At 59.9% G+C, this 25,644-nt stretch carries 23 protein-coding genes; 15 read left to right on the plus strand and 8 right to left on the minus strand.

Annotated elements, in window-relative coordinates; translation table 11 throughout:
* The first annotated feature begins 236 nt into the window (after positions 1-236).
* On the plus strand, positions 237-4,004 hold the full coding sequence (locus ACYSMN_RS09950; protein WP_488923721.1) for a type IIG restriction enzyme/methyltransferase: 3,768 nt from the start codon (positions 237-239) through the stop codon (positions 4,002-4,004).
* Positions 4,005-4,319: 315 nt separating this feature from the next.
* Here ACYSMN_RS09950 and ACYSMN_RS09955 read toward each other — a convergent pair whose 3' ends face one another.
* A complete protein-coding gene (locus ACYSMN_RS09955) occupies positions 4,320-4,781 on the minus strand; it encodes a hypothetical protein (protein WP_488923722.1) in 462 nt (153 codons plus the stop codon).
* Positions 4,782-5,181: 400 nt separating this feature from the next.
* A complete protein-coding gene (locus ACYSMN_RS09960) occupies positions 5,182-5,910 on the minus strand; it encodes an HAD family hydrolase (protein WP_488923723.1) in 729 nt (242 codons plus the stop codon).
* Between the two features lie 211 nt (positions 5,911-6,121).
* Here ACYSMN_RS09960 and pafA point away from each other — a divergent pair, with 211 nt between their 5' ends.
* From pafA to ACYSMN_RS09980, 4 genes are all read left to right on the plus strand, one after another.
* Positions 6,122-7,828 carry an alkaline phosphatase PafA gene (gene pafA / locus ACYSMN_RS09965; protein ID WP_488923724.1) on the plus strand — a complete coding sequence of 569 codons (1,707 nt, stop codon included), beginning with the start codon at positions 6,122-6,124 and terminating at the stop codon, positions 7,826-7,828.
* A 125-nt stretch (positions 7,829-7,953) separates the two neighbouring features.
* Entirely contained in the window at positions 7,954-8,514 is a 561-nt protein-coding gene (locus ACYSMN_RS09970; protein WP_488923725.1) for an inorganic diphosphatase, read from the plus strand.
* A 152-nt stretch (positions 8,515-8,666) separates the two neighbouring features.
* Positions 8,667-9,350 carry a DUF6766 family protein gene (locus tag ACYSMN_RS09975; RefSeq protein ID WP_488923726.1) on the plus strand — a complete coding sequence of 228 codons (684 nt, stop codon included), beginning with the start codon at positions 8,667-8,669 and terminating at the stop codon, positions 9,348-9,350.
* Between the two features lie 71 nt (positions 9,351-9,421).
* Entirely contained in the window at positions 9,422-10,324 is a 903-nt protein-coding gene (locus tag ACYSMN_RS09980; RefSeq protein ID WP_488923727.1) for a UbiA family prenyltransferase, read from the plus strand.
* A gap of 320 nt (positions 10,325-10,644) precedes the next feature.
* Here ACYSMN_RS09980 and ACYSMN_RS09985 read toward each other — a convergent pair whose 3' ends face one another.
* The gene (locus ACYSMN_RS09985; RefSeq protein WP_488923728.1) at positions 10,645-12,156 is read right to left on the minus strand and encodes an NAD(P)H-hydrate dehydratase; all 1,512 of its coding nucleotides are present in this window, start codon (positions 12,154-12,156) and stop codon (positions 10,645-10,647) included.
* Between the two features lie 41 nt (positions 12,157-12,197).
* Here ACYSMN_RS09985 and ACYSMN_RS09990 point away from each other — a divergent pair, with 41 nt between their 5' ends.
* From ACYSMN_RS09990 to ACYSMN_RS10020, 7 genes are all read left to right on the plus strand, one after another.
* Positions 12,198-13,007 (plus strand): M949_RS01915 family surface polysaccharide biosynthesis protein, encoded by an 810-nt coding sequence (locus ACYSMN_RS09990; RefSeq protein ID WP_488923729.1) that lies wholly within the window; start codon positions 12,198-12,200, stop codon positions 13,005-13,007.
* Positions 13,008-13,202: 195 nt separating this feature from the next.
* On the plus strand, positions 13,203-13,682 hold the full coding sequence (msrB, locus tag ACYSMN_RS09995; RefSeq protein WP_488923730.1) for a peptide-methionine (R)-S-oxide reductase MsrB: 480 nt from the start codon (positions 13,203-13,205) through the stop codon (positions 13,680-13,682).
* Between the two features lie 331 nt (positions 13,683-14,013).
* Entirely contained in the window at positions 14,014-14,916 is a 903-nt protein-coding gene (sdaAA, locus tag ACYSMN_RS10000) for an L-serine ammonia-lyase, iron-sulfur-dependent, subunit alpha (RefSeq protein ID WP_488923731.1), read from the plus strand.
* 254 nt (positions 14,917-15,170) lie between these two features.
* Positions 15,171-15,443 (plus strand): hypothetical protein, encoded by a 273-nt coding sequence (locus ACYSMN_RS10005; RefSeq protein ID WP_488923732.1) that lies wholly within the window; start codon positions 15,171-15,173, stop codon positions 15,441-15,443.
* Positions 15,443-15,817, plus strand: a complete 375-nt coding sequence (locus ACYSMN_RS10010; protein ID WP_488923733.1) for a TIR domain-containing protein — start codon at positions 15,443-15,445, stop codon at positions 15,815-15,817. The genes ACYSMN_RS10005 and ACYSMN_RS10010 overlap by 1 nt, the downstream gene beginning before the upstream one ends.
* Before the next feature lie 12 nt (positions 15,818-15,829).
* Positions 15,830-16,171, plus strand: a complete 342-nt coding sequence (locus ACYSMN_RS10015) for a hypothetical protein (protein WP_488923734.1) — start codon at positions 15,830-15,832, stop codon at positions 16,169-16,171.
* On the plus strand, positions 16,168-16,470 hold the full coding sequence (locus tag ACYSMN_RS10020) for a hypothetical protein (protein WP_488923735.1): 303 nt from the start codon (positions 16,168-16,170) through the stop codon (positions 16,468-16,470). The genes ACYSMN_RS10015 and ACYSMN_RS10020 overlap by 4 nt, the downstream gene beginning before the upstream one ends.
* Positions 16,471-16,797: 327 nt before the next feature.
* Here ACYSMN_RS10020 and ACYSMN_RS10025 read toward each other — a convergent pair whose 3' ends face one another.
* From ACYSMN_RS10025 to ACYSMN_RS10035, 3 genes are all read right to left on the minus strand, one after another.
* Positions 16,798-17,502 (minus strand): BAR domain-containing protein, encoded by a 705-nt coding sequence (locus ACYSMN_RS10025; RefSeq protein WP_488923736.1) that lies wholly within the window; start codon positions 17,500-17,502, stop codon positions 16,798-16,800.
* 427 nt (positions 17,503-17,929) lie between these two features.
* Positions 17,930-18,979 (minus strand): hypothetical protein, encoded by a 1,050-nt coding sequence (locus ACYSMN_RS10030; protein ID WP_488923737.1) that lies wholly within the window; start codon positions 18,977-18,979, stop codon positions 17,930-17,932.
* A gap of 63 nt (positions 18,980-19,042) precedes the next feature.
* Entirely contained in the window at positions 19,043-20,422 is a 1,380-nt protein-coding gene (locus tag ACYSMN_RS10035; RefSeq protein WP_488923738.1) for a LutB/LldF family L-lactate oxidation iron-sulfur protein, read from the minus strand.
* A 46-nt stretch (positions 20,423-20,468) separates the two neighbouring features.
* Between ACYSMN_RS10035 and ACYSMN_RS10040 the strand changes: the two genes are divergently transcribed.
* Positions 20,469-20,852 carry a hypothetical protein gene (locus ACYSMN_RS10040; RefSeq protein ID WP_488923739.1) on the plus strand — a complete coding sequence of 128 codons (384 nt, stop codon included), beginning with the start codon at positions 20,469-20,471 and terminating at the stop codon, positions 20,850-20,852.
* Between the two features lie 4 nt (positions 20,853-20,856).
* Here ACYSMN_RS10040 and ACYSMN_RS10045 read toward each other — a convergent pair whose 3' ends face one another.
* Together ACYSMN_RS10045 and ispF are read right to left on the minus strand one after the other, a co-directional pair.
* Positions 20,857-22,563 carry a M28 family peptidase gene (locus ACYSMN_RS10045; protein WP_488923740.1) on the minus strand — a complete coding sequence of 569 codons (1,707 nt, stop codon included), beginning with the start codon at positions 22,561-22,563 and terminating at the stop codon, positions 20,857-20,859.
* 134 nt (positions 22,564-22,697) lie between these two features.
* Positions 22,698-23,174, minus strand: a complete 477-nt coding sequence (ispF, locus tag ACYSMN_RS10050) for a 2-C-methyl-D-erythritol 2,4-cyclodiphosphate synthase (RefSeq protein ID WP_488923741.1) — start codon at positions 23,172-23,174, stop codon at positions 22,698-22,700.
* A gap of 256 nt (positions 23,175-23,430) precedes the next feature.
* Between ispF and ACYSMN_RS10055 the strand changes: the two genes are divergently transcribed.
* Both ACYSMN_RS10055 and ACYSMN_RS10060 read left to right on the plus strand, forming a co-directional pair.
* Positions 23,431-24,045 carry a TetR/AcrR family transcriptional regulator gene (locus tag ACYSMN_RS10055; protein ID WP_488923742.1) on the plus strand — a complete coding sequence of 205 codons (615 nt, stop codon included), beginning with the start codon at positions 23,431-23,433 and terminating at the stop codon, positions 24,043-24,045.
* A 32-nt stretch (positions 24,046-24,077) separates the two neighbouring features.
* A complete protein-coding gene (locus tag ACYSMN_RS10060; protein ID WP_488923743.1) occupies positions 24,078-25,628 on the plus strand; it encodes a TolC family protein in 1,551 nt (516 codons plus the stop codon).
* Positions 25,629-25,644: the final 16 nt, after the last annotated feature.

Raw genomic sequence — 25,644 nt, forward strand, 5'->3', positions numbered from 1 at the left:
GTTGCTTTTTGCCTCAACGATTGGCCTCACCCCCTAGCCCCCTCTCCTAGGGGAGAGGGGGAACTAGCTTCTAGCTTTATCTACATCTTAGTCTAGTCAAAAGCTCAGCGGGCAACAGCCCGCTGAGCTTTTGTTTTTACAAACTAGAGCTAGTCCCCCCTCTCCTGTGGGAGAGGGGGCTAGGGGGTGAGGCCAATCGTTGAGGCTAGGGGTTTCGCGCTTACCTTGCGTATCCTATGCTGCTACCCAAACTACTGCTACCTCACGAAGCTACCGCGGCACTACGCCGCCTCCGGCCCACTCCCGATCAACTCACCGACTTCCGGGGGCACCTGGCCGAGATGCTGCGCCACCTCGACCCCAACAAGATTGAGCGACACGGCGAAACCCACATTCTTGACTTCCTGCGGGCGGTGAGCAAACCGGCCGAGGGAGGCGCCCGCTACGGCAACGTGCACGGCAAGCGCGACCTGGTGCTGCACCTCGGCGACACGGCCGACTCGCCGGTGGGGGTGGTGCTGGAAGTGAAGGGACCCAAGAACCCCAAGGAGATGCTGGCCCCCGACGACCTCAACCGCAAGGCCCTGCACCAGCTCCTGCTCTACTACCTCGAAGACCGCACCGACGAAAAAGCCGACGACTTCCGCCGCCTCATCGTGACCACCGGCTACGAGTGGTACGTGTTCGACGCCATCGACTTCAACCGGCTGTTCTGGAAGGATAAGGCATTCGTGAAGGACTTCCGCGCCTGGAAGGCCGGGGCCAAAGCCGCCACCGATACCGACTTTTTCTACAAGTCCATTGCGGGCAAGAAGCTGGCGGCCCTGGAAGGCGAGCTGCGCGTGGCCTACGTGGACCTGCGCCCCGGCCTGCCCACCACGCCCGCCGAGCTGCTCCACCTCTACCGGCTCTTTCACCCTGGCTACCTGCTCAAGGAACCCCTCACCGGGCGGCGCGACCCCAACACGCTCAACCAGGAGTTCTACCACGAGCTGCTCTACCTGATGGGCCTGCGGGAAGATAAGCAGGGCTCGGTGCGCCGCATCGGGCGCTGCCCGGAGGGCGAGCGGCAGCCCGGCTCCCTGCTCGAAAACACCCTGCGCAAGCTCGAAACCGGCCACGGCCTCAACTATCTGCCCGAAGCCGAGCGCCTGGGCTACGGCGACACGCTGCCCGCCCAGCGCGAGGGCGTGGCGCTGGCGCTGTGCCTGATGTGGGTGAACCGCCTGCTGTTTCTCAAGCTGCTAGAGGGCCAGCTCGTGCGCTACCATGCGCCCGAGCACGCGGCGGCCTTCCGCTTTCTGCACCCGGCCCGCCTCTCCGACTACGACGAAGTGCTGACGCTCTTCTTCGAGGTGCTCAACCGCGCCCCCGCCGAGCGCACCCCCGACGTGGCCGCCGCCTTCGCCGAGGTGCCCTACCTCAATTCCTCCCTTTTCGAGCCCAGCGCCCTGGAAGGCTACACCTTCGACATCAGCGGGCTGCGCGACGGGCTGGGGCTGGCGCCCTTTCCCGGCTCGGTACTGCGCAAGGCCGGTGCGCCCGCCGTGCCGCCCGCCAAAGCCAGCACCAGCGCCGCGCCGCAGTGGGCCGCCTTGCCCTATCTGCTGCACTTTCTCGATGCCTACGACTTCGCCACCGACCCCACTACCACCCACGCGGGCGGCGGCACCGAAGGCGCGCCGGCTGCCGCCCGCCCGCTGCTGTCGGCGGCCGTGCTGGGGCTGGTGTTCGAGAAAATCAATGGCTACAAGGACGGCTCGTTCTACACGCCTGGCTTCGTGACCATGTACATGGCCCGCCAGACGCTGGGCCGCGCCGTGGTGCGCCACTTCGCGCAGGCCCCGCAGTTCGCGGAGCTGGCCGGCTGCGAATCGGTGGAGGAGCTGGCCGATGCCCTGGCCCCGGCCAAGCGCGCCCAGCGCCTGCTCTACGCCACGCACTTCAACACGCTCACCGTGCTCGACCCGGCTGTGGGCTCGGGCCACTTCCTGGTGAGTGCCCTCAACGAGCTGCTGGCCCTCAAAAGCCGCCTCGGCCTGTTCGTGGCCGACGACGGGGCGCGGCTGCCTTATACGCTCGACGTGGAGCACGACGAGCTGGTAGTAACCGACCAGGACGGCCAGCCCGCGCCCTACCGCGTGGCCACCTTCGAGCCGGCCACCGGGCAGCGCGGCGTGGGGCCGGAGCGCACCCGCCTCCAGCAAGCCTTATTCCGGGAGAAGCGCGCCCTGATGGAGCATGCCCTGTTCGGCGTCGATCTGAACCCCAACTCGGTGCGCATCTGCCGGCTGCGCCTCTGGATAGAGCTGCTCAAACACGCCTACTACAAGCCCGAAACCAACTGGCGCGAGCTGGAAACCCTGCCCAACCTCGACCTGAACGTGAAAACTGGCAACTCCCTGCTGGCCCGCTTCAAGCTCGACGAAGACTTGTCGGAGGTGTTTAAGCAGGGCAAGTTCTCGCCGAAGCAGTACAAGGCGGCCGTGCATGAGTACTTCGGCAGCCGGGGGCGCGAGGAGAAAAACCGGCTGCTGGGCTTCTTCGAGCAGCTCAAGCAGCAGTTTACCACCGTGCTGCACAAGAAAGACAAGAAGCGCGAAGACCTGCGCAAGTACCGCAACCAGCGGCTGGTGCTCGAAACGCAGGGGCAGCTATTCACCGGCTCCGCGAAGGAGCAGGAGGCCCGCCACTTCGAGATGCGCCGCCTGGAGCTGCTGGCCGACAAGCTCGACGCCGACATCCAGGCCCACGAGCAGGGCGCCCAGTTGCGCGACGCTTTTGAGTGGCGCTTCGAGTTCCCGGAAGTGCTGGATGAGGACGGCCAGTTTCGCGGGTTTGACGTGGTGATTGGGAATCCACCGTATGGCGTGGAATTCAGCGCTGGGGTTAGAAAAGCGCTGATTGAACGTTTTTCTACACTCAACTACAGGATTGAAAGCTACGTCGCTTTTGTAGAGCAAGGACTTCAACTCCTATCACCAACCGGCCATTTGGCTTACATAATTCCTGACACCTTTTTGACCCTTGACTTCACTGCGTCCCTTAGAAAGTTGTTGTTAGACAAGTCTCAGATTGAGGAAATATTTACTATGCCTTCTACTGTCTTTCCAGATGCCGTCGTGGATGTGGTCATGTTGTCATTGCAAAATTCAGTAGCCTCAACTGAGGCTGTTCAAATCAAGCGGTTTAATAAACGAGCTACGCGCTTTGCTATGGATGCTCCCGCACAAAGCTTTCAGATAGAGCCCATGCTGTGGCAGAAAATGGGGTTATTTCTATTGCTTGAAACCCATGAGGTGCAGATTTTAGAGAAAATAATGGCTGTTTCTCAACCTCTGAGTACTTACGCTAATGGTATCTCAGGAATTAAAGCTTACCAAACAGGTAAGGGCAAGCCTCCACAAACGAAAGCAATTGTTGAGGCAAAACCACATACTTCTAATAAGCAACTATCTCAAGAGTGGAGACCATTTTATGAAGGGAAGCATGTGCTACGATATGGCACTAACTGGGCCTTTGATAATTGGATTCATTACGGCTCTTGGCTTGCTGAACCTCGTGAGCCAAGCATCTTTTTGGGAGAGAAAATATTGGTTCGTAAAATCGTATCTGATACTCTGCTCGCCACCTATATAAATGAGGAGAGCTACTGCAACACGCTGTTGTTTCTACTGAAACTAAAGCCAAATAGTCCTTACGGCTACCTATTCATTCTGGCGTTGCTGAACTCGCGCATAATGGCACGTATCATCAAGTTGCGCCTAGAGATTGATGTAACTGACTTGTTTCCTCAAATCATGCTCAGCAACATCTTGGACCTCCCCATCCCCACCGCCACGCCCGCCGAGCAGGCCCACATTGCTGAACTCGTGCAGAGCATCCTCGACGCCAAAGCCGCCGACCCCGCCGCCGATACTACCGCCGCCGAAGCAGCCGTAGATGCCGCCGTGGCCGCGCTCTACGGGGTGGCGCTACCGGCCGGAGCCGCCGCGGCAGGGTAGGAGCGGCCCGCTACGGCGCGGCGCACGCCCGGGCCGGGCCGCCAAAAACACCCTCGGAGGGTGTTTTTGGAGCCTCAGAGGGAGAAAAAACACCCTCGGAGCTACTTTTTACACCCTCGGAAGGAGAAAAAATACCCTCCGAGGGTGTTTTTTCTCCTTCCGAACGACTTATTACTCCCTCCGAGGCTCCAATAAGTCCTTTCGAACGACTTACCGGAGCCTCGGAGGAAGAAAAAAATAGCTCCGAACGAGCAACAGGTCGTTCGGAGCTGGTAACCGGTAGGGCAGCGCTACCAGAAGTAGTACGGAGGGCTGCTAGGGTTTTTTGGACGGCCGGCCGGGGAAGCGCTGGCTCAGGTCGTCGTAGGCGGCCTGGGCGCCGGGCCGGTTCTGCTGCGCCAGGAACCGGATGTTCTGGTAGACCGGCGAGGCCTGGCTCATACCTTCGGAGCCGGCCAGCATCACGGTGCTATCGAGGTCGAGGGCGAGCTGGGCGGCGAGCTGCTCCACCGGAGCCAGGTCGGTAGCCACGCTCACGTCCTGCTTCAGCTCCTCCAGGCTGATGAAGTCGGGTACGAAGCTGGGGTTGTTGGTGGCGTAATCGAGCAGCTTGTTCATAAAGCCCACCGACTTATCGCCCATTTTGATGATGCTTTTGCGCTCGTCCGGGGTGAGCGGGTGCAGATAGGGCGCCAGTACGGCGCGGGCCTGCTGGAGCAAGTCGAGGGCCTTGGCCAGCTCGGCCGGCGGAATGGCGACGTTAATTTGATTCGGCATGAGGGTAAGAGAATAAACAGTAAGAAAAGAGCTGACGGCCCCCGCTGCCAGGCCATCAGACCAGCCAATCAGCCGGCTCTTTAAATATGGATGTTTTTATTTATAAAAGACAAGGTATGTAGGCAGGACTGCCACGCCCGCAGCACGAAGCCCCGTTCCGCGCACGAACGAAGCGAGTATCCGGCAGAGCGCCAAGCAGATTGTAGCGCGAAGCTCCGGCTTCGCGCATCGTTGCTGAGGTTGCACGATTGGAGCCGTGCCGTGCAACGCGCATCGTTGCTGAGGTTGAACGACTCGCGCGAGGCTGCAACGCCTGTCGTTCAACGATGCGCGAAGCGGGAGCTTCGCGCTACGGGCGCGGCACCGGATACTCGCTGTGCTCGTTCGCGGGAAGCTGCGCTTACAGGTGCATATACTGCCGTTTCGCCAACTCCTTGCTGGGCTTGGGCGTGTCGGGGTGCTGCTCCAATAGCTCTAGCACCCGCTCGGGAGTGATGTCGGTGAAGTCCCGGATGACTTGCAGGGGCGCCTGAAACTGCTCCGGCTTCACCCCGCTGCTGACGGCGATGCAGCGCATACCGGCTTTGTAGGCGGCCTGCTCGCCCAGGATGGCATCTTCAAACACCACGCACCGCTCGGGCGGCACGCCGAGCTGCTGGGCCGTGACGGAGAAGGTATCGGCGTGGGGCTTGCCGCGCTCTACGTCGGCTTTGCCTACCACCACGTCGAAGAAGCGGCGCAGGTCGAGGTGGTCGATGATGTAGGCGATGGTTTCGGGGGGCGAGCCGGTGCCGAGCCCGATTTTGAAGCCCGCCGCGCGGGCCGCTTGCAGAAACGGCGTGAGGCCCGCCGTTTCGCGGCGCTTGTTCCAGTAGAGCGTGCGGTACAGGAACTCCCGCTGCGAGGCGTATTCTTTGAGCTTCTCTTTCGGGACGGGGTTGGTGAAGACGGTTTGCAGGATGTTGCTGGCCGGCATGCCGTTGAGGCGCGCCAACAGGCGGCGGGCGTTGGTGGTTAGGCCCAGGTCACGGAACAGAAGCTGGAAGGCGCGGGCCTGGTAGGGCGTGTTGTTGATGAGCACGCCGTCCATGTCGAAGACGAGGGCGTAGGGCTGGTTGGAAGCTGGCATAGGAAGTGGAGCCCGAAGCACGACTTCGGTTGTGAAATGGCGGGATAGAAGTAGGCGCGGGCGCAACGGCCACGGGGTACTGCACGTACGCGTCGGGCCCCGATTTAGCTGCGGACGAGTTGATTCCGGCCAGTGGCGGCTATCTTTGCGGCCGTTTGCGCTGGTACCTAATTTCCAGGTTTCGGCTAACTACTGCCTAACTACTTTCGATTTGAAAAAGAGCCTGTTACTCTTGCTGGCCGCTACCCTGGCGGGAGCGGCCTCCGGCCAGAAGAAGGCCCCGGCCCTCGCGCGGCCCAAACTGGTGGTGGGCATTGTGGTGGACCAGATGCGCTACGACTACCTCTACCGCTACTGGAACAAGTACGGCAGCGGCGGCTTCCGCCGGTTGCTGGGGGAGGGTTTCAGCTACGAAAACACCCATTACAACTACGTGCCCACCTACACCGGGCCGGGTCACGCCAGCATCTACACCGGTACCACGCCTTCCGTGCACGGCATCGTGGGCAACAACTGGTTTGTGCGCGAGACGGGCAAAGGCACCTACGTGACGGAAGACAAGACCGTGCAGTCGGTGGGCAGTACGTCGGAGTGGGGGCAACAGTCGCCGCGCCTTATGCTGACGAGCACTGTCACCGACGAGCTGCGGCTGGCTACCAACTTCCAGAGCAAGGTGATTGGGGTCTGCATCAAAGACCGGGGCTCTATTTTGCCGGCTGGCCACGCCGCCAACGCCGCCTATTGGTACGACGGCACCAACGGCGCCTTCATCACGAGCACCTACTACCAAACCGTGCTGCCGGAGTGGGTTACCAAATTCAACGCTGAAAACAGGGCGGCGCAGTACCTGAGCAAGCCCTGGGAGACGCTGCTGCCCATAGCCCAGTACACCGAAAGCTCCCCCGACGATGTAGCCTGGGAAGCCACATACAAGGGCGAGGCCAAGCCAGTTTTTCCGCACGATCTGCCCACGCTGAGCGCCACGTTGCCTGCGCCGGTGCAAGGCGCGCTGGCCGCCACGGGCGAAAAAACCACGCCCACCCGCAACCTCGACCTGGTACGCTCCACACCCTTCGGCAACTCGCTCACGCTGGACTTCGCCCTCGAAGCCGTGCGCGCCGAGCAGCTAGGCCAACGCGGCCAAACCGATTTTCTGGCCCTGAGCTTCAGCAGCACCGACTACGTGGGCCACCAGTTCGGGGTAAATGCCATTGAAACCGAAGACACCTACCTGCGCCTCGACCAGGACCTAGCCCGCCTGTTCGACTACCTCGACAAAACTGTAGGAAGGGGGCAGGCCTTGGTGTTTCTGACCGCCGACCACGCCGCCGCGCACTCGCCCGGCTTCCTGGCCGACCATCACCTGCCGGGCGGTTCCGTAGGGCCGCGCGTCATGCAAGACTCTATTCAGCAGGCGCTGGTGCGCCGCCACGGGCCGGGCCAGTGGGTGCTGAGCTACGAAAACCAGCAGGTCTACCTCAACCGCCCGCTCATTGCGCGACAGAAATTGAACCTGCGGCTGGTACAAGACGAAGTAGTGGACATTGCCACCCGGCTGGCCGGCGTCAACCGCGCCATCACGGCCGACGACTTGCAGAAGTCGCACTGGGAAAGCGGGATGCTGATGTACCTGGAAAACGGCTACTACACCAAGCGCAGCGGCGACGTGCTGGTGGTGTTGCAGCCGGGCTGGCTAGAATCGTACTCCTACCCCGTGAGCAAGGGCACCACGCACGGCTCGCTCAACAACTACGACACCCACGTGCCGCTCATATTCTGGGGCTGGCACGTGAAGCGCGGCGACTCGCACCACCCGGCTAAGATTACCGATATTGCGCCCACGTTGGCGAGCTGGCTCCACATTCAGGAACCCAACGGCAGCAGCGGCACCCCACTCCAGGAGGTGCTACGGCGGTAATGGATCGTTTTTCGTTGTTCGTTTTTTGTTGTTCGTTGGGTGGAGTTGCCTAAGTACCCAATGAGAAACGAGCAACGAGAAACCAATAACGAAAAACAAAAAACGAACAACGAAAAACGAATTTAATGTCTCATTTCAATCCCTGGCATGATGTTGCGCGCGGCGACGACGCGCCCCACGTGGTAAACGGCATCATCGAAATTCCCAAAGGCTCCAAAGGCAAGTACGAGCTGGACAAAGACAGCGGCCTGCTGAAACTGGACCGGGTGCTGTTTTCGGCGGTGCACTACCCGGCCGCCTACGGTTTCATCCCGCAGACGTATTGCGACGACAAAGACCCCCTCGATATTCTGGTGCTGTGTTCCGTGGACATTGTACCAATGTGCCTCGTGGAGGCCAAAGTAATTGGGGTGATGCAGATGATAGACGGCGACGAGGAAGACGACAAAATCATTGCCGTAGCCGCCCACGACATCTCCGTAAACCACTACAACGACCTCGACGACCTGCCCCCGCACACCCTGCGCGAGATGCAGCGCTTCTTCGAAGACTACAAGGCCCTGGAGCACAAGCACGTAACCGTAGAGCGTTTCATGGGCCGCGACGATGCCTACCGTATCATCGAGCAAAGCATCAAGCTCTACAACGAAACTTTCCCCAAAGACGCCGCTTCGGTAGTTCTGTAAGCACTGCGCCTAACAAGCAACAGCAACCCTTCTTCGGCCAAGGCGCCGGGGGAGGGTTTTTTGGTTATTGGTAGTTGGTTTTTGGTTGTTTGCTGGAAAGGAGCTGATAACAATCTGCCAACAACCAAAAACCAAAAGCCGTATGCGGCAGCATGGCAGCTCAACCTTCTACTTCCGCTTTCCGGCGCTTTCTGTACGAGAATGGGCTATTGCTGCTGGGGGCCGTGCTGGTGCTCGGCACGCTGACGGGACAGGTATTCACCGGCTGGCACGACTACAATGCCGAGCTGGAAGAAATGAAGCTGCCGCTGCTTACGCTGGGCAAGTACCTGACATCGGGGCACTTTCTAGAGGCAACGTTCGAGAACTGGGAGAGCGAGTTTTTGCAGATGGGCCTGTACGTGCTGCTCACCATTTGGCTGCGACAAAAGGGCTCCGCCGAGTCGAAAAAGCTTTACGAAGAAGAGGGTGTAGACAAGGAGCCGGACCCTACCAAACCTGATGCTCCAAGCCCGGTGAAGCGCGGCGGCTGGCAGCTACTGCTGTACCAGAACTCGCTCACCCTGACTTTTCTCCTCCTGTTTCTGGCTGCTATGTGGCTGCATGCCAAAGGTGGAGCCGAAGTCTACAGCATCGAGCAGCGACACGAAGGCAAACCGGCCGTCTCGACGATGGAGTATCTAGGCACGACGCGCTTCTGGTTTGAGTCGTTGCAGAACTGGCAGAGCGAGATGCTGAGCATTGTTTCTATTGTGGGGCTGTCTATTTTTCTGCGGCAGAAAGGCTCCCCGGAGTCCAAGCCGGTAGATGCCAGCCACGAGGAGACGGGACGGTAGATTGTCTGGAACCTTACCTTTAGGGCGCACATGGCAGACTTCCGTCCCTTCAGGTTGCTAGCTCCGGTTGTATGCGTCCTCCTTCGTCCAAGCCCCCCGAAATAGCCGGCCCGCTACCCTGGACCACCACGCTGCGGCGCGGCACCGACGCGCTACTCTACAGTAGCACGTGGTTGGCGTTGGCAGCCCTGGGACTTACCTGGGCCACCTTCCTGGTGTGGCAGGTGCATATTCCGTGGCGGCTGGCGGTGCTCATCTTCGCGGCCACGCTTTTCCTCTACAATATCGACAGCGTGCTGCCCTACAAGTTTCAGCAGCAGCTGGTTCTCTCGGGACGCAAGCGTTGGATGCTGGAACATCGGCGCGAGCTGTTCGCGTTGGCGCTGGGCGCATTGGCGGTGGCGGCCGTGCTGTTTTTCTTGGATGGATGGCTGCACCTGGCCCTGTTTCTGGGCCACTTAGCGGCTATTTCGCTGCTTTATTCGCTGCCGTTGCTGAAGTGGCGCGGCCGGTGGCGGGCCCTCCGCGACTTGCCGCTGCTGAAGGTGTTCCTTATTGCCTATGTGTGGGCCGCCGTTACGGTCTGGATTCCGGCGCTGTACCTGGGCAAGCCGCTGGCCGCTCCGCTGGTGATGGTGCTGTTTGCCCGGCGGTTCTGCTTCATTCTGGCCCTGGCCTTCGTTTTCGACATCCGGGACTACACCAAGGACCGCCTCATGGGCACGCTCACCTTTCCGGGCGTGTTCGGCGTGCGAGCCACCAAATTAGTGTCCTTGGCAACGCTTACTATAGCTGGGTTGCTATTGCCTTGGGGTACTACGCCCTCCCATTTGCTGGCGCAGTTACTACCCCTGGCGCTGGCCGCCCCCATCATCTGGTACGCCCACGAAAACCGTCCCGACTACTACTTCGCCCTGCTCACTGATGGCGTAATGATAGTGCAGTTCTTAGTGGTGTATTTGGTTTCCGTTTGATGGTCCTCCGAGAATCACAGGACTGTTTGCTAGCTTGTAACATGATCGACTAAAAAGCATCATAGTTCTTTTGAAGACTTATTTCAGTGCCCTAAAGCCCACTAATCAGCTCACGGCGCCAAGGATCAAGCCCCAGCGGGGCAATATATCGGTAGAAAGAATACCCGAGAAGTTGAATTTAGCCCCATCGGGGCGACACTCGGCAATGCGTGTGTCGCCCCGATGGGGCTCTGAAACGGTATGGAAGCCCAATGACTACCAACATGCCGCCCCGCTGGGGCTCAACTGCTCACTCTGTGAGGTAGATTAGACACAAACCATCAACCAACGACTTCCTGCAAAGCTGGCCCAATAAAGTGCGCAATGTCACCGGCTAGCAAGCCGGCTTCGCCGGTTTCGGCGGCGGCCAGGTCGCCGGCGCAGCCGTGGGCGAATACGCCTAGTAGCACGGCGTCAAGAGGGGAGAGGCGTTTGTCGGCGCGCAGGGCCAGGAGCAGGCCGGTGAGTACGTCGCCGCTGCCGCCGGTGGCCATGCCAGGGTTGCCCGTGCTGTTGAAGTAGATGGCGCCATCGGGGGTACCGATGGCGGTGTAAGCACCTTTGAGCACGCAGTAGCAATGGTGCTGGCGGCAGAAGTCGCGGAGCTGGGCCAGGCGGTGGTAGTCGTCGCGGGCGGGTTCGCCGGTGAGGCGCTCAAATTCTTTGGGATGGGGCGTGAGTAGGCTGTCAGATGGCAATAGCGCGAGTAGCTCCCGGTGCGTGCCTAGCAGATTCAGCGCGTCGGCGTCGAGTACCAGGGGGAGGTGGGCGCCGGTTTGCAGCAGTTGCCGCAGCACCTCCGCCGTTGCGTCGGCCTGGCCCAGGCCGGGGCCAATGCCTACCGCCGCGTAAGGGTGCAGGTTTGGGAGTTCGGTCACGGCTTCGCGAGTAGGGTCGGGGAGGGCCATGGCTTCGGGCACGGAAATTTGCAGAATGTCGTAGCCTACGGCGGGTACGCGTACCGTTAGCAGACCCACGCCGCCGCGCAGGCAGGCCCGCGCCGCCAACACGGCCGCGCCTATTTTGCCGTAGCTGCCCGCCAGCAACAACGCGTGTCCGAACGTGCCTTTGTGCGAGAATTTCTTTCGTTTTGGTAGCCTGCCCCGCAGAAAAGCAGCATCCACAAAGTAGTGGTCCACCGAAGTCTCTTCGATAAAACCTTCGTCCAGGGCTATAGGCAGCACTGTCCATTCGCCCACCAGCTCCGCGTTTTGCGGCAGCAGAAAAGCCAGCTTGGGCAACTCAAAGCTGAGTGTGTGCTGAGCCCGCACCACGGCGCTATCGGGTGGTTGCGGCGCGTCGGCGAAGAGGCCCGAGGGCACATCCAGCGCAATGACGTGCGCCGCCGAACGATTTAGCTGCTGCACCACCTCGGCGGCGAGGCCGGTGAGAGGCCGGCTCAGGCCCGTTCCGAATAAGGCGTCAATCACCACCATATCTGGTTGCAGTTGGGGCAGTTGGTCGGGAGCCAGCTCGGTCACGGGCAGGGCGGCGGGCAGGCGCTGCCGGTTCAGCGTGAAGTCGGCGGAGTGCTGGGCCGCGGGCAGCAGCCACACCTGGGGCGCGTAGCCCGCCTGGTGGAGCTGGCGCGCCACCACGAGGCCATCACCGCCATTATTGCCCGGGCCGCAGAGGCAGATGATTCCGTTGCCGTAGCCAGGCGCCAGGTAGGTGAGCAGCCATTCGGTGCAGGCTGTGGCGGCGCGTTCCATGAGGTCGGCGGAGCTGATGTTCTGGGCCTGAATGGTGGCCTGGTCGGCGGCGCGAGTTTGCGAGGCAGAGAGGATTTTCATGCGGAGTTGGCTATACTTGGCGGATAAACCACCGAACGATAATGCTGAAAAAATTTCGGGTTCTAAGTCTACTCCTGGTGCTGGCAGCGTGCAACGAAGCGCCGAAACAACCTACGGAAACCGCGGCTCCCGGCGTTGCCTCGTCCGCCGCGCCAGCGTCGGGCTCACCGGCTGCTAGTTCCGATTCCATCGCCGTCCGGCTCCTAACGGCCAGCCAGCTGCCTGCCAAGGGCCTGCTGCCACCGGGCACCTTGCTGGAGGCCCGGCAGTGGACCGATACCAACGGCGAAAATCTGTTGGTAATCACCCGCCGCGGGCCGTTGCCGGAGAAAACCACCGAATCCAGTGAAGACGAAAGCTACGCCGAACTGTTTGTCCGCCAATACGTGCAACGCGCCGGACGCTGGCAGGAACTGTGGCATTTGCAAGACGCCGTACATAACTGCCCGTTTGATCTAGGCCTTGGTCCGCTGCCCGGTGCTACCTCCGTCACGGACCTCGACCACGACGGCCAGTCCGAAACCACGCTGCTCTACTCCCTCACCTGCCGCAGCGACGTGAGTCCTTCGCAACTCAAGCTCATCATGCGCGAAGGTGCTGCCAAATATGCCCTGCGCGGCAACACGGTGGTGCAGTACGATTCCGTACCCGTAAGCCAGCGGGCGCCCGCCAACCCCTGCTGCCTCGACACGATCAGCAAAGAGCAGCTCGACGCTCCCGAAGGCTACTTGTTGCTGGCTGGCCGCTACGAGACAGAGAAGGAGTTTCGGGCCGCGCCGCCCGCGTTTCTGCGCTTCGCGCGGCAGCAATGGCGCAAGTGGTCCGTGCGCGACCAGTTGGAGCAGTTGTGAGCCGTTGCCAATGGCGGGGAGGTTTCTTTAAACTTCCGGTTGGGCTGCCGCGTTTGTTGGAGAACTGAGTGGTAGGTCAAAAACCAAGGCTCATGATGTGGTTAGTAAGGCGTTAACAGACGCCTTACTTCTCCTGTCTCAGTTCTAAGACTTCACTACTTAATTTCCGCTTCTGACCCCAAAACCAACCTCCTGATGCAAACCTGGAACGACGTTATCCGGCTGGCCAACCACGGCAGCCCCGCCCCCGACCGGCGCGTAGAGAAAACCGATGCCGAGTGGAAAGAGCTACTCACGGCCGAGCAGTACCACGTGACGCGGCAGCACGGCACCGAACGGGCCTTCACGGGCGAATACTGCGAGGCCCACGAAGCCGGCCTGTACGCGTGCATCTGCTGCAACACCCCGCTTTACGACTCGCGCACCAAGTTCGACTCGGGTACGGGTTGGCCCAGCTTCACGGAGCCCGTCAAGGAAAACGCCCTGCGCTACAAGAAGGACACCAGCTACGGCATGACCCGCGTGGAGGTGCTCTGCAACACCTGCGATGCCCACCAAGGCCACGTTTTCCCCGATGGTCCGCCACCTAGCGGCCTGCGTCTGTGCATCAATTCGGCCGCCATCAAGCTAGTGAGCGAGCCACAGGAAATTACCGCCGAGCCGCCAATCGTATAGTCCGCAACCCAAGTCAGAGGCGATATGCCGCCGCGCCGGTCCTCGCTTACTTGAGTGGTAGGCCTAAGTAGCGCCCCTGCTGTAAGATTCTGCTCACAAGCAGGATGTCTAACTGTTCACTGCTCACCACTTAAAAACCGCCGTTAGCCTTTAGGTTGATGGCGGTTTTTCGTGGGTGGCCTCGCGCCGAAAAACTCCTGACTTTCGCACCCGTACTTGCGTTACTTTGTTCTCTCGTTTTGAGTGTGCGCCGAGTCTGATTAAACCCTAGGTTCAGATTCCTCGCTCTACGCCGCCTACCTACGTTTTCTGTCTCCTCTTCCCACCCGCCATGTCTTTACTCTTCACTGATTTCAGCTCCTGGCAGGCGCATTGCGCCGCTACGGGCGAGCCACTCTACCAGCCGGTGCTGGCCTACGAGATAGAGCAGAAAGGCCGCACCGAACAACAAATCTGGGACGGCCTGCAACGCGCCTACGACGTAATGCGCGACGCCGTGCAAACCGGTCTCACCCAGGACATGACTTCCCGCTCGGGTATGGTCAACAACGGGGCGAAGAAAATTGCTGCTTCGCCCGTTACGGTGCTCTCACCGGAATTCAAGCAGCTCATTACGCGGGCGATGGGAGCCAAGGAAGTGAATTCGTGCATGGGCCGGGTGGTGGCGGCCCCAACGGCTGGCGCCTCGGGCATCTTGCCGGGTGTGCTCGTCACCGTTCAGGAACTGCATAGCCTCTCGGACCAAAAGATTCTGGAAGGGCTGCTGGTGGCGGCGGGCATTGCCCTCATCATCGAGCAGAATGCCTCGTTGGCCGGGGCCGTGGGCGGCTGCCAGGCCGAAACCGGCTCGGCGGCGGCTATGGGCTCCGGGGCCATCGTGTACTGCCTGGGTGGCACGGTGGAGCAGACGTTTGCCGCCGTGGCCGTTACGATTCAGTGCATGCTCGGGCTCATCTGCGACCCGGTGGCGGGCCTGGTGGAAGTGCCCTGCGTGGTGCGCAACGCCTCGGCCGCCGCCATTGCCTTCAGCTCCGCCCAGATTGCCATTGCCGGCGTCAACCCCGTCATCCCCGTCGACCAATGCGTGGCCGCGCTCGGGGAGGTAGGCCAGAGCATGGAAACCCGCTACAAGGAAACCGCCCTTGGCGGCCTCGCCAACACGCCCCGCGGCCGCGAAATTGAGAAGATGGTGCTGGTGCAGGACGTGCATATTTTGCCCGACGAAGGGGAGTGATAAGGTGAAAGGGTGGCGAGGACGCATAGGGTGTGCCGTACCTTCGGCCGCTCTACCTCAATATTATCTGCATGATGGCAAGAGATACACCCGTATCCCGCTCGCTGTGTGCCGCCGTGCGCAGGCCCAGCAGTTGCGCATGGCAGCCGAAGCCGGTTGGGCAGCCGCCAAAGCCGCGTTTGAGACGCGGCTGCTGGGGGCACGAGCGGCCAGCGAGTATGTTTGATTTTCCATTTTTTAACCTCTTTTTCTGTATGTCCTATATTGTTGTACCCTTCGTAGCCTCCATTGCCAACAACGGCACGTCTGCCCAAGCCGCCGAGCAGTTGCAGCAACTCATCCAACAACACTCAGCGCAGGGCTACCGCTACGTGCGCCTAGAGCAAGTAACTACCACCGTGGCCGGCACCGGCGGGTGCTTCGGCCTGGGCGCTACGCCCGCTGCTACCCGCTCGTTGTCGATGGTGGTATTTGAGCAAACGGCTTCCAGCCAAGAGCCTGTGATGCAGCACATGGTGCGGCTCTAATGCCTTTACTACTTCTCATTCAGCTTTATTGGGCGCTGATTGAGAAGTTCGACCGGGAAGCACGCGCCTGCGGGTATGCCATTGTGCTGTGCAGCCCCGACGACGTAGGCGGCTTGAAACCAGCCGGCAAGGCGGCACCCGCCTTAGCTCCCCGCGCCCGCCAGAACGTGATACTGGAGCTGGGATACTTTGTGGCCCTGCTGGGCCGCCGCCACGTGTTTGTGCTGATGGCCGGCAGCGTGGAAATGCCCAGCGACTTCAGCGGCGTAGTGTACGAGCCCTACGATAAAGCCGACGCCTGGAAGCGCCGCCTGGCCGACGAGCTGAGCGAAGTAGGCTTTTACATCGACCCCGCCGTGCGCAAAAAACTGTAACCAGCGGCTGCTATGCACCACAACAAACGCATCCGCTACGCCGGCCGCGAGTACGAAATCTTCTGGACTACGCAGTACGCAAGGCATGTGTGCTCTAACTTCAATGCCGATAAACTCCACGACCTGCACCACGAGGACATTGCCCAACTACTGGAGCAGTACGATGCAGTGGTGCCGGAACGCAACAATCGTTACACTTTCTTGCAGTGGCACAATCAGCGCCGTTGCGTATATGAGATACATGTATATTTGGTAGAAGGCAGCCGGAACCGGCCGGGCAAATGCGTAGTTGTTACGGCATATCGCTCCAATAAACAGCAGCATCTTGCCTATGCTGCCGCGCAACAGTCATGAAAAAAACAGTTGATAAATCCCTGGACCGGCCTTGGGGCGCACCCGAAGCGAGCTTGAGCAAAACAGTGGAAGCGCGCGCCATTACGGCCGCAATGGCTGCCAAGCAGAAGCAGCCAGCGCCGCTTGCTATCAACCCTGTAGGGGTCGAGGACCATTACGTAGACCCTTACCTCTTTGAAATCGGCTTCTATACCAGCCGCGCCGAGTATGAAGAGCTGACGCGTACGGCCCCAATACAGTCGCGGGCCGAAGCGGAAAAGGCACCCCGCCGCAAGCGCCAGCCGCGCCCCAGGAAATAACCGCCCCACCCTTTTGCCAGCCCCGGCCGCCCGCGCAGCTGGGTTTTTTTGCGGCGCGGGCACGCGCGGAACGTTCCGCGCGGCACTCCGCCAAAAACAAACGGTCCGCGAAACATCTCGCGGGCCACTGCGGCAAAGTCAAACGGTCCGCAAAACGTTTTGCAGACCACTGCGGCAAAGTCAAATGGTCTGCAAAACGTTTCGCGGACCATTGCGGCAAAAACAAAGTGCCCGCGAAACGTTCCGCGGGCACTTGTGCGAAAAACCAATGCCTCACGAAGCGTTTCGCGGGCGTATCGGTCAATGTTGAATGCTCCGCGGATCGAATTACTGCGCTGCCTCCTCGGAGTCGCTACCGCGGCGAGCCACTGTAGAGAAGTCGAAGTAGTCGGCTACGCGTTCCGGGGTGCGGTAGTAGTGGGCCAGCAGGGCGGCGTAGGCCCCGAATAGCTCAATGAGCAGGTCGGTTTCGTCGGTGGCGAGGGTAGAGGAAGCGGTGCGCACCTGCTTTTTACGCTCGTCCTGGGCGGTGCGGGCGGCGGTGTACTGCTCGGCCAGGGTGCGGGCCTCGGCCAGCAGGGCCGCCCCACCCGTGATGGCCGCCTGGTTGGTATCGAGCGTGCCGATGAAGCGCGCAAACGAAGTGCTCAGCGACTTGCGCGTGGCGGCGGAAAACTCTGAGCGGCCGGACGGGAAGAACTCTTTGAACAGGGCGGGGTTGGTTTCTTCCAGAGCGGCGAAGTGCAGCTTGTAGGCGCGCTTCATAAACTGCTTCACCAGGCCGTAAGCGGTTTCGGCTTGCAGGGTGTGGGAGCTGCGCTGGGCGCCGGCCCCGGCCTGCGTGGTGAGGGTAGCGTCGAAGGCATCGTAAAGCGGCTGAATCTTGTCGGCCGGGGCCTGAAACAAGGCTCCGTCTTGGCGCAAGGCCCGTAACGTGTAGCCCGCAATGGCCTTTAGGTCTTGCCGGGATGCCACGAGATAGAGCAGCCAGTTGCGAAATTTGCTGTCGTACAGCTTGCTAATCTTAGCCATAGAGGAGAGTATACTGCCACGTGCGGCGTTGCGCGCGGGATGGGGAAGGTACGCCGCGCAAGCCGAACCGTAACATTTACAGTCAAGTATTCGGCCCTTCTATCCAACAGGCCCGAAACCCGGCCAGAACCGCGCTAACTAGCTACCCCACGTTGCGAGGTAGCGGCTGAAGGTTTGTAGAACACCCGGCCCAAAACGACCCTGCGCCGCGTAGCGGTGCCAGAGCGGCGGGTGTCTCTGGCACCGCTACGCGGCACTACCTGCTGAACCGACTAGAGGCTACAAACCTGGCGCCGCTACGCGCCTACTCCGCAACGTGGGGTAGCTAGATGCGTGGTAAACTTTTGTTTTGCTGCGCTGCCAGCCCAAACCAGGCCGTTCTTGGTGCAAGCGAGTGATGCTTATATCTTATACGCTGATGATAACCTCAAACAGGTTTCACCTCCGGTGCCATCGTGACCTTGCCTAGAAAATCTAGGGCTGTAGCGTAGCGGCTGCGTAGTTCACGGTACTGCTGCCAGGCTTCCGTGCGGTTGGGGCGCAGTTCCAAGCCGGCGTCGCGCAGGTCATCGTAGGCTTGGTCGAAATCGGCGCGGCCGGGGTCTTCAATTGGGTCGTTGTTGGGTAGCCTATCGGTGGGTTTTGTGCGTAGGTCTTCGTCGAAAAAGCGGTACACGCGGTTCACCGCTAGGCAGCCCGCCTTAAAGGTTAGCTCGGCCTGCGGGTCGCGCGGTCCTTCGATTACGCTGAACATCAGCGCCGCTGTGTCTAGAATCAGCGTGGCCGTCGTCACCCAGGAGCGGCCCGGCTGGGGCGAGCGGAAGAAAGTAAGCACGGGCAGCGAGGTGTGGCTTTCCTCGATTTCCACGAACCACGCTTCCCACTGCTCCCACTGCGCAGCGTCGTCGCTGAGCGAGCCGCTGCGGTTGAGCCATTGCAGCAAAGCGCAAGAAGAAGGGGGCGTACCGGCCCGCAACTCTAGCCGCGACACCACCAGTTCGCGCCGCGAAAAAGCTTGGTAGATAGTGGGCAGGTAGGAGATGAGCAGCGTCAGCAGTAGCAAGCCAATGGTAGCCTCGGCAAACGTGAAGATGGTAACAATAGGCCCTCGCGTCTTGTGAGTGCCCAACGTGAGCAACGAGCTGCCGCTGAGTTGGTAGCATTCGAGCCAGGAGCCTTCGTTCAGACCCCAGTAAATAAGCGTAAAGCCTCCGGCCACCACCGCCAGCCACACAATAGGCAGTGCTACCAGCGCAACCGGGGCGTAGTGCGCCTGCACCTTGTCGCGGCCACCAAAGGTTTTGTGCATGGACGTGGCCCAATCGAAGATGACTCGTAGGCCGCGGAACACGTAGCCATTGAGGCGCACTACCTCATTGCGGGGCATCACAAAAGAGCGCACCGCCGCCGAGAGCGTAACCATAATGAAGTAGATGCCGGCGGCCAAAGCCAGCCCGCGAAGCGCAAGATCGAGCATATAGAAAAAGGGCTCCACTTAGGAGCCCCCTTCTTGTACTACGCTGGCAGCGTTAGGGTTGGCCTACCGGGCTTTCCACAACTGCTTGAACGATTTCGGCGCCACTTGCAGCGCGTCGCGGCGCTTGTTCCAGCCTACTTGGCTGAGCAGGCGCAGCAACACCCAATTTTTGGCGCGGGCCGGCAGTAGGTCCAGCAAACGGCGGTTTTTCATGGCCAGCAGCCACAACCGAATCGCCGTGCGTTCTTCGGTATCAGTAAGTTGCTCGCGTACGGCTTGCTGACGGTTTTGGAGCAGCAGGTTATGAATCGGAATCTTCACCGGACAAACCGAGGTGCACGCACCGCACAACGACGAGGCGTAGCTCAGGTGCTTGTTTTCGGCCATGCCGCCAAGGTGGGGCGAAATCACCGAGCCGATGGGCCCCGAATACGTGGTTTCGTAAGTGTGGCCGCCGATGTTTTTGTAGACCGGGCACACGTTGAGGCAGGCACCGCAGCGGATGCAGTGCAGCGCTTCCCGCTGAGCCGGCTGGGCCAGCAGGTTGGTGCGGCCGTTGTCGAGCAGCACCACAATCATTTCGTCGGGGCCGTCTTTTTCCAGCGGCTGCCGCGGGCCCGTGTAGATGGTGTTGTACACCGTGACTTGCTGGCCGGTGCCGCTGGTGCTGAGCAGCGGCCAGAACAAGTCCAGGTCCGCCAGCTTCGGAATCACCTTCTCAATACCCACAATGGCAATGTGCGTGCGCGGAAACGTGGCCGACAGCCGGGCATTGCCCTCGTTTTCCGTCACGGCTATGGCCCCGGTATCCGCAATGAGGAAGTTGCCGCCCGTGATGCCTACTTCGGCTTCGGTGTACTTGCGGCGCAGCAGGTGGCGGGCTGTGAGCACCAGCTTCTGCGCGTCGTCGGTGTACTCGATGCCGAGGTGCTTGACGAAGATGTCGGCGATGTCGAGCTTGCTCAGGTGCATGGCCGGCGTCACGATGTGGTAGGGCCGCTCGCCGTTCAGCTGCACGATAAACTCGCCCAGATCCGTCTCCACCGACTCAATGCCGTTCTGCTCCAGAAAGTGGTTCAGGTGAATTTCCTCGGTGGTCATGCTCTTGGCTTTCACCACGGTGCGGGCGTGCCGCCGGGCCATTATCTTCCCGATTTCCCGCAACGCCTCATCCGCACTTTGCGCCCAGATCACCCGGCCGCCGCGCGCTGTGAAGTTGCGCTCAAACTCCAGCAAGTACTCGTCGAGGTGATTGATGACGTCGGCTTTGAGGTAGGCCGCCCGTTCGCGCGCCAGCTCATGGTCCTGGTAGAAGCCCAGTCCCGTGCTTACCGCCGCGTTGTATTTGCCGATGTTGAAGCGAATTTTGCGCCGGTGCTCCAAGTCGAAGGCCTTACGGTCGGAGTCGGCCAGAAATTGCGCAGCTTTGAGAGAAGAGGCCATGTAAGCGCGTGGCTAATAGGTTGTACTGGTAGTTGTTACTGTTCTTATGGCATCACCCCGCATTCCTCACCCGCTACCCAACGACGGTTTTACGGTGCCCATCGACAAAATCCGCAGTCACTTCCGCGTCTGGGGCATTCTGCCGGGCCGCTCCCGTAACGGCATCAGCCCGCAGTTGGTGCTGTATCCGCAACACATGGCCATCAAGGTGCTGCAAACCAGCCACCACGAATATACGGCCCTACGGCAAGTCGATTATAAACCCGAAAGATTTCTGCGCGCCGCCATAGTGATTTTGCAGTTTGCTGACCACACCGAATACGAAATAAGCCCCTCATCCGCGGCCATCACCCGAGACTTGCTCCGGTTTTACCACGAACGAGGGGCCCCGCTCACACCCGCCGGCCAGCAAGAGATGCAAGCAGGCTAAGCAGCTATTTTTTGCTGGAGTCCACTACCAGCCGTTGCTCCCGGTTGGCTACTTCCCAGGCCGAGTGGAACACCAGCCGGGCGCGCTTTTCCGTCTTCGGAAACTCGATTTTCTCCACTTCGTCTCCGGGGCCGTGGTAGTCGTCGTGCACGCCGTTGAAGAAGAAGGCCACCGGTACTTTGTGCTTGGCGAAGTTGTAGTGGTCGGAGCGGTAGTAGAAGCGGTTGGGGTCTTCGGGGTCGTTGAAACGGAAGTCCAGGTCCATCTTCGTGTACTTCTCATTCGAGTTGAGCACAATCTCGTGCAGCTCCGAGGAAAGCTTATCCGAGCCGATAACGTACACGTAGTCCGCTTTGCCTTCGTGGTCTTTGTCGGTGCGGCCCACCATGTCGGTGTTGAGGTCGGCCACGGTGCTTTCGAGTGGGAAAATGGGGTGGTCGGTGTAATACTCCGAGCCAAGCAGACCCTTTTCCTCGCCCGTTACGCACAGGAACAAGATGCTACGGCGCGAGCCGTGGCCCTCGGCTTTGGCTTTGGTGAAAGCCTGCGCCATTTCCAGCACCGTCACCGTGCCCGAGCCGTCGTCGTCGGCGCCGTTGTGCACCTCGCCGCCGATGATGCCAATATGGTCGTAGTGCGCCGAAAGCACCACAACCTCGTTTTTCTTGTCGGAGCCTTCGAGGTAGCCCAGCACGTTTTCGGTGGTGAAATCTTCGCGCTTTTTCGAGGCCTTGATGGTGAACTTAGCGGGCTTGAAGGTGCTGGCTACCGGCTTACCGGCCTTGTCGATAGAACCAATGTATTTGGTTACGGCAGCGGCCGTGGTGCCCAGCATCTTGTAGCCCACCGCTGGCGACACGAAGAACGAAGGTGCGCGGCTCGGCTTGCTGGCGGGATCTTTGAAGCTCACCGTAGCCTGGCTCACGTAGGGCGCCATGCGGCCGGCCAGCTTCTGGAAATTGCTGTTAGGATTAAAGTCCACGAAGAACACCGAGCGGGCGCCTTTCTCGGCCGCTAATGCGGCTTTGGCCCGGAAATCATTGCCCCACTTGCTGCCTTCACCGTTTTTGCCGAGCAGCGGCTTGCCCTCGGCCGAGCTTGGTTCGCCAACCATTACGAGCAGGTCTTTGCCTTTCACGTCCAGGCTCGTGTAGTCGGAGTAGCCTTCCTGCTCGATGCCGTAGCCCACGAAAACGGGTTGCACCGTGGTTTCCGTTTGGAAGGGCGAGTTGCCGTAAGCATAAAAGTCTGTCAGCCACTTGTAGGTCTGGCCGCCCGCTTTTATGGTGGCGCCTTCGGCCCAGGTGCTGCGCTCCATCGTGAAACGCTGCAAATATGGGTTATCGGAACCAGTCACCGGACCCGTCAGGCTGAGCTTCTTAAACTCGGCGGATAGGTATTCGGCGGCCATTTTCTGGCCTTTTTGGCCGGTTTCGCGGCCCTCGTAGGCATCGGAAGCCAACACGGTCAGGTGCTGGCGCAAGTCGTTCTGGGTGATGGTTTCGGCGTAGGCGGCCGCCCAATCGGTTTCGGCGGCTGGTGCCGGCGCCGGGGTAGGAGCGGGCGTTGGCTGAGTGGCCGGCTCCGTCGTCGCTTCGGTTTTGTCCTTGCGCTTACGCTTGACTTTAACTTTTTCGGGCGCCTGCTGAGCCGCGGCCGAAACCGCAAAGCCCGCCAGCAGCAGCCAAGTCAGAAAGGTGGATTTATGCATATGGTGGAAAGGTTGATGTGCTGATTTTTTAATGTGCTGATTCGTTGATGTGCTGATGTGCTAATGGGTTTATATGAGAATCTATGTGATATGACAAGTCGGAACTGTCATCAGCACATCAAAAAATCAGCATATCAAGACGTGATGAGCACTGAGGCGTAGGCCGCCACTCCTTCGCGGCGCCCGACAAAGCCCAGTTTCTCGGTGGTGGTAGCCTTGATGCTGATGTCGTTGGCTTCGATGCCCATTACATCGGCTAGCACGCGCTGCATTTCCGGGATGTGCGGGTTCACCTTGGGCGCTTCGAGGCAAATAGTAGAGTCGATGTTGGAGATGCTGTAGCCCCGCTCGTGCAATAGGCGCACCACCTCGGCCAGCAGGCGCTTCGAGTCGATGCCCTTGTATTGCGGGTCAGTGTCGGGGAAGTGGAAGCCGATGTCGCGCAGGTTGGCCGCGCCCAGCAGCGCGTCGCAAATGACGTGGATAAGTACGTCGGCATCGGAGTGGCCGAGGGCACCGTGGGTGTGGGGCACTTGAATCCCGCCGAGCCAAAAGGGCAGGCCTTCCTGCAATTGATGAACGTCGTAGCCGAAGCCGGTACGGATTTTCATAGAAACACAAAACTGAAACGAAAGGGCCGCAAGGTACAAGACAAGCGCGGTATTGGCCTAAAGGCCATTCTCAACCCTTGCTGCCGCAGCACTTGCTTCTGTGCATGGTCAAAAATGAGTTGGCAGCTTAAAGTAAACGCTACTCCTTGTTCGTCTGCGCAGGCGCGGAACGTTTTCAGGGTGAAAGGGCGTGGCAAAAAATTAATGGAAACTTTTAGATCATAAATTGTTTCCATCGTACCTTTGCCTCGTTATCATGGAAATCAAGAACCGTATTCTGCAATCTGCCCAGGCGTTGTTCATGCGCAACGGCATCAAGAGCGTCTCGATGGACGACATTGCGACGCATCTGTCCATGTCGAAAAAAACTCTCTACAAATGGTTTGAAAACAAGGATCAGATAGTGCAAGCCGTGATGGAGCAGCACTTGACCATGGAGGAAGCCGAGTGCTGCCGCATGTTCGATGGGGCCGCCAACGCCTTGGACGAGCTATTCCAGATGATGAATTGGGCCAAGCGCCAGTTTCAGGACGTGCATCCCGGCATCTTCTATGATTTGAAGAAGTACTACCCGCAGGCTTGGCAACTGTGGGAAACCCACAAGAACACGTTCATTCTTGAAAGAATAGGCAACAACCTGCGCCGCGGCATGGCCGAAGGTCTCTACCGGGCCGACCTGGAAGTGGACATCCTCTCCCGCCTGCATCTAGCGGAAATCGAGCTGGCTTTCAACACCGATTTTTTCCCACCGCGGCAATACAACACGCAGCATGTGCACTTCACTTTCCTCGAACACTTTCTCTTAGGCGTGGCCACTCTCAAAGGCCACAAGCTGATCAACGAGTACCGTCACGTGACGGAAGAAGAATAATGCCGAGCACCTTCCTTTCTACTGTTTACGCAATGAGAACCCCCCTCCGCATGCTGCTCTCGGCAGTGGTGCTAGGCTCGCTGAGCCTGCCTCCCGTGTTAGCCCAGACGCCTTCTACCGGCCAGCCAGTAGCCAGTGGCGCCCCCCTGTCCATGACGCTGCAACAGGCCATCGACTACGCTCTTCAGAACAAATCGACCTTGCAGAGCCAGCGCCTCAACGAGCAGGTGGCCGTTGCCCGCGTCGGAGAAATCCGAGCCACGGGTCTGCCGCAGGTCAACGTGAATGCGGGCCTGACCGACAACTTCAAGCTCCAACGTTCCCTCGTCGATTTTGGCGCGTTTGCTGGTGGACCAGGTACGCTCAATGGCGCTACACTCACGCCCCAGCAGCTCGCCGACGTGAATGCCGGCCAGACGGTGGTGTTGGCTCCCACCTATACGCAGGTGGAGTCGGCTGGTCCGCAGCCCATTGCTTTCGGGTTGCAGTACGCGGGCAATGCCTCGGCTTCGGCTTCGCAGATGCTCTTCAACGGCTCGTACTTGCTGGGCCTGAAAGCAGCCAAAGTGTACCAGCAGCTTTCCGTGAAGCAGACCGTGCAGAGCGAGATTGAAGTGGTGGAGCAGGTTTCGAAAGCTTACTACAGCACGCTGGTGGCCCGGGAGCGGTTGAATCTGCTGGCCCGCAACGTGCAGCGCCTCGACACGCTCCTCTACCAAACCAACCAAACGTTCAAGCAGGGTTTTGCGGAGAAGCTCGACGTGGACCGGTTGCAGGTGCAGCTCAATAACCTGAAGATTGAGCAGCAAAATGCCCAGCGCCTGATTGACCTGAGCGTGGCCCTGCTCAAGTTTCAGATGGGCCTCGACCAGCGGCAGCCCGTGGAACTCACCGAGGCGCTTAATGCCGCCGTTCTGGACGCCGAGCGTGACAAGCTCAAAAGCGCCGGCAGCGAGTTCGACTACAGCCGACGCATAGAATATTCGGTGCTCGAAACCCAGCGCGATTTGGCCGTGCTCGACATCCGTAACCGGCGCGCTGGCTACTTGCCCACGCTCAACCTGACGGGTGCGTACGGCTTCACCGGCTCCGACCCGCGACTGGGAGGCTTGCTGGAGTTCCGCGGCCCTAATTCAACCTCTTTGTCGCCAAGTGGGCGGCCCATTCTCAACCAGAACTGGTTCGGGTTTGGCAATGTTGGTTTGGCGCTCAACATCCCCATCTTCGATGGTTTCCAGAAGAAATATTCCATTCAGCAGGGCAAGCTGGCGCTGGAGCAAGTCAATAAAGGCTTCACCACGCTCCAGCAGAGCATAGACCTAGAACGGCGCCAAGGCGAAACCACCCTGCAAAACAGCCTCGACGTGCTGGCCAACCAGAAAGCCAACCTCGATCTGGCCACCAACGTAGCGCGCGTGGCCAAAATCAAGTTTCAGGAGGGGGTAGGCTCCAACCTGGAAGTCATTACGGCCGAAACCGACCTGCGCCAGGCCCAGACCAACTACTACTCGTCGTTGTATGATGCGCTGGTAGCCAAGGTGGACTTCGACAAAGCCGCCGGCACGTTGTACCAAAAGAAATAAGGCTTGCGCCTCTCTT

Source organism: Hymenobacter sp. M1-2 (assembly GCF_057808495.1).

Coding starts and splice junctions, on each gene's coding strand:
- ACYSMN_RS09950 (WP_488923721.1), top strand. CDS start 237: ATGCTGCTACCCAAACTACTGCTACCTCACGAAGCTACCGCGGCACTA.
- ACYSMN_RS09955 (WP_488923722.1), bottom strand. CDS start 4,781: ATGCCGAATCAAATTAACGTCGCCATTCCGCCGGCCGAGCTGGCCAAG.
- ACYSMN_RS09960 (WP_488923723.1), bottom strand. CDS start 5,910: ATGCCAGCTTCCAACCAGCCCTACGCCCTCGTCTTCGACATGGACGGC.
- ACYSMN_RS09970 (WP_488923725.1), top strand. CDS start 7,954: ATGTCTCATTTCAATCCCTGGCATGATGTTGCGCGCGGCGACGACGCG.
- ACYSMN_RS09975 (WP_488923726.1), top strand. CDS start 8,667: ATGGCAGCTCAACCTTCTACTTCCGCTTTCCGGCGCTTTCTGTACGAG.
- ACYSMN_RS09980 (WP_488923727.1), top strand. CDS start 9,422: ATGCGTCCTCCTTCGTCCAAGCCCCCCGAAATAGCCGGCCCGCTACCC.
- ACYSMN_RS09985 (WP_488923728.1), bottom strand. CDS start 12,156: ATGAAAATCCTCTCTGCCTCGCAAACTCGCGCCGCCGACCAGGCCACC.
- ACYSMN_RS09990 (WP_488923729.1), top strand. CDS start 12,198: ATGCTGAAAAAATTTCGGGTTCTAAGTCTACTCCTGGTGCTGGCAGCG.
- msrB (WP_488923730.1), top strand. CDS start 13,203: ATGCAAACCTGGAACGACGTTATCCGGCTGGCCAACCACGGCAGCCCC.
- sdaAA (WP_488923731.1), top strand. CDS start 14,014: ATGTCTTTACTCTTCACTGATTTCAGCTCCTGGCAGGCGCATTGCGCC.
- ACYSMN_RS10005 (WP_488923732.1), top strand. CDS start 15,171: ATGTCCTATATTGTTGTACCCTTCGTAGCCTCCATTGCCAACAACGGC.
- ACYSMN_RS10010 (WP_488923733.1), top strand. CDS start 15,443: ATGCCTTTACTACTTCTCATTCAGCTTTATTGGGCGCTGATTGAGAAG.
- ACYSMN_RS10015 (WP_488923734.1), top strand. CDS start 15,830: ATGCACCACAACAAACGCATCCGCTACGCCGGCCGCGAGTACGAAATC.
- ACYSMN_RS10020 (WP_488923735.1), top strand. CDS start 16,168: ATGAAAAAAACAGTTGATAAATCCCTGGACCGGCCTTGGGGCGCACCC.
- ACYSMN_RS10025 (WP_488923736.1), bottom strand. CDS start 17,502: ATGGCTAAGATTAGCAAGCTGTACGACAGCAAATTTCGCAACTGGCTG.
- ACYSMN_RS10030 (WP_488923737.1), bottom strand. CDS start 18,979: ATGCTCGATCTTGCGCTTCGCGGGCTGGCTTTGGCCGCCGGCATCTAC.
- ACYSMN_RS10035 (WP_488923738.1), bottom strand. CDS start 20,422: ATGGCCTCTTCTCTCAAAGCTGCGCAATTTCTGGCCGACTCCGACCGT.
- ACYSMN_RS10040 (WP_488923739.1), top strand. CDS start 20,469: ATGGCATCACCCCGCATTCCTCACCCGCTACCCAACGACGGTTTTACG.
- ACYSMN_RS10045 (WP_488923740.1), bottom strand. CDS start 22,563: ATGCATAAATCCACCTTTCTGACTTGGCTGCTGCTGGCGGGCTTTGCG.
- ispF (WP_488923741.1), bottom strand. CDS start 23,174: ATGAAAATCCGTACCGGCTTCGGCTACGACGTTCATCAATTGCAGGAA.
- ACYSMN_RS10055 (WP_488923742.1), top strand. CDS start 23,431: ATGGAAATCAAGAACCGTATTCTGCAATCTGCCCAGGCGTTGTTCATG.
- ACYSMN_RS10060 (WP_488923743.1), top strand. CDS start 24,078: ATGAGAACCCCCCTCCGCATGCTGCTCTCGGCAGTGGTGCTAGGCTCG.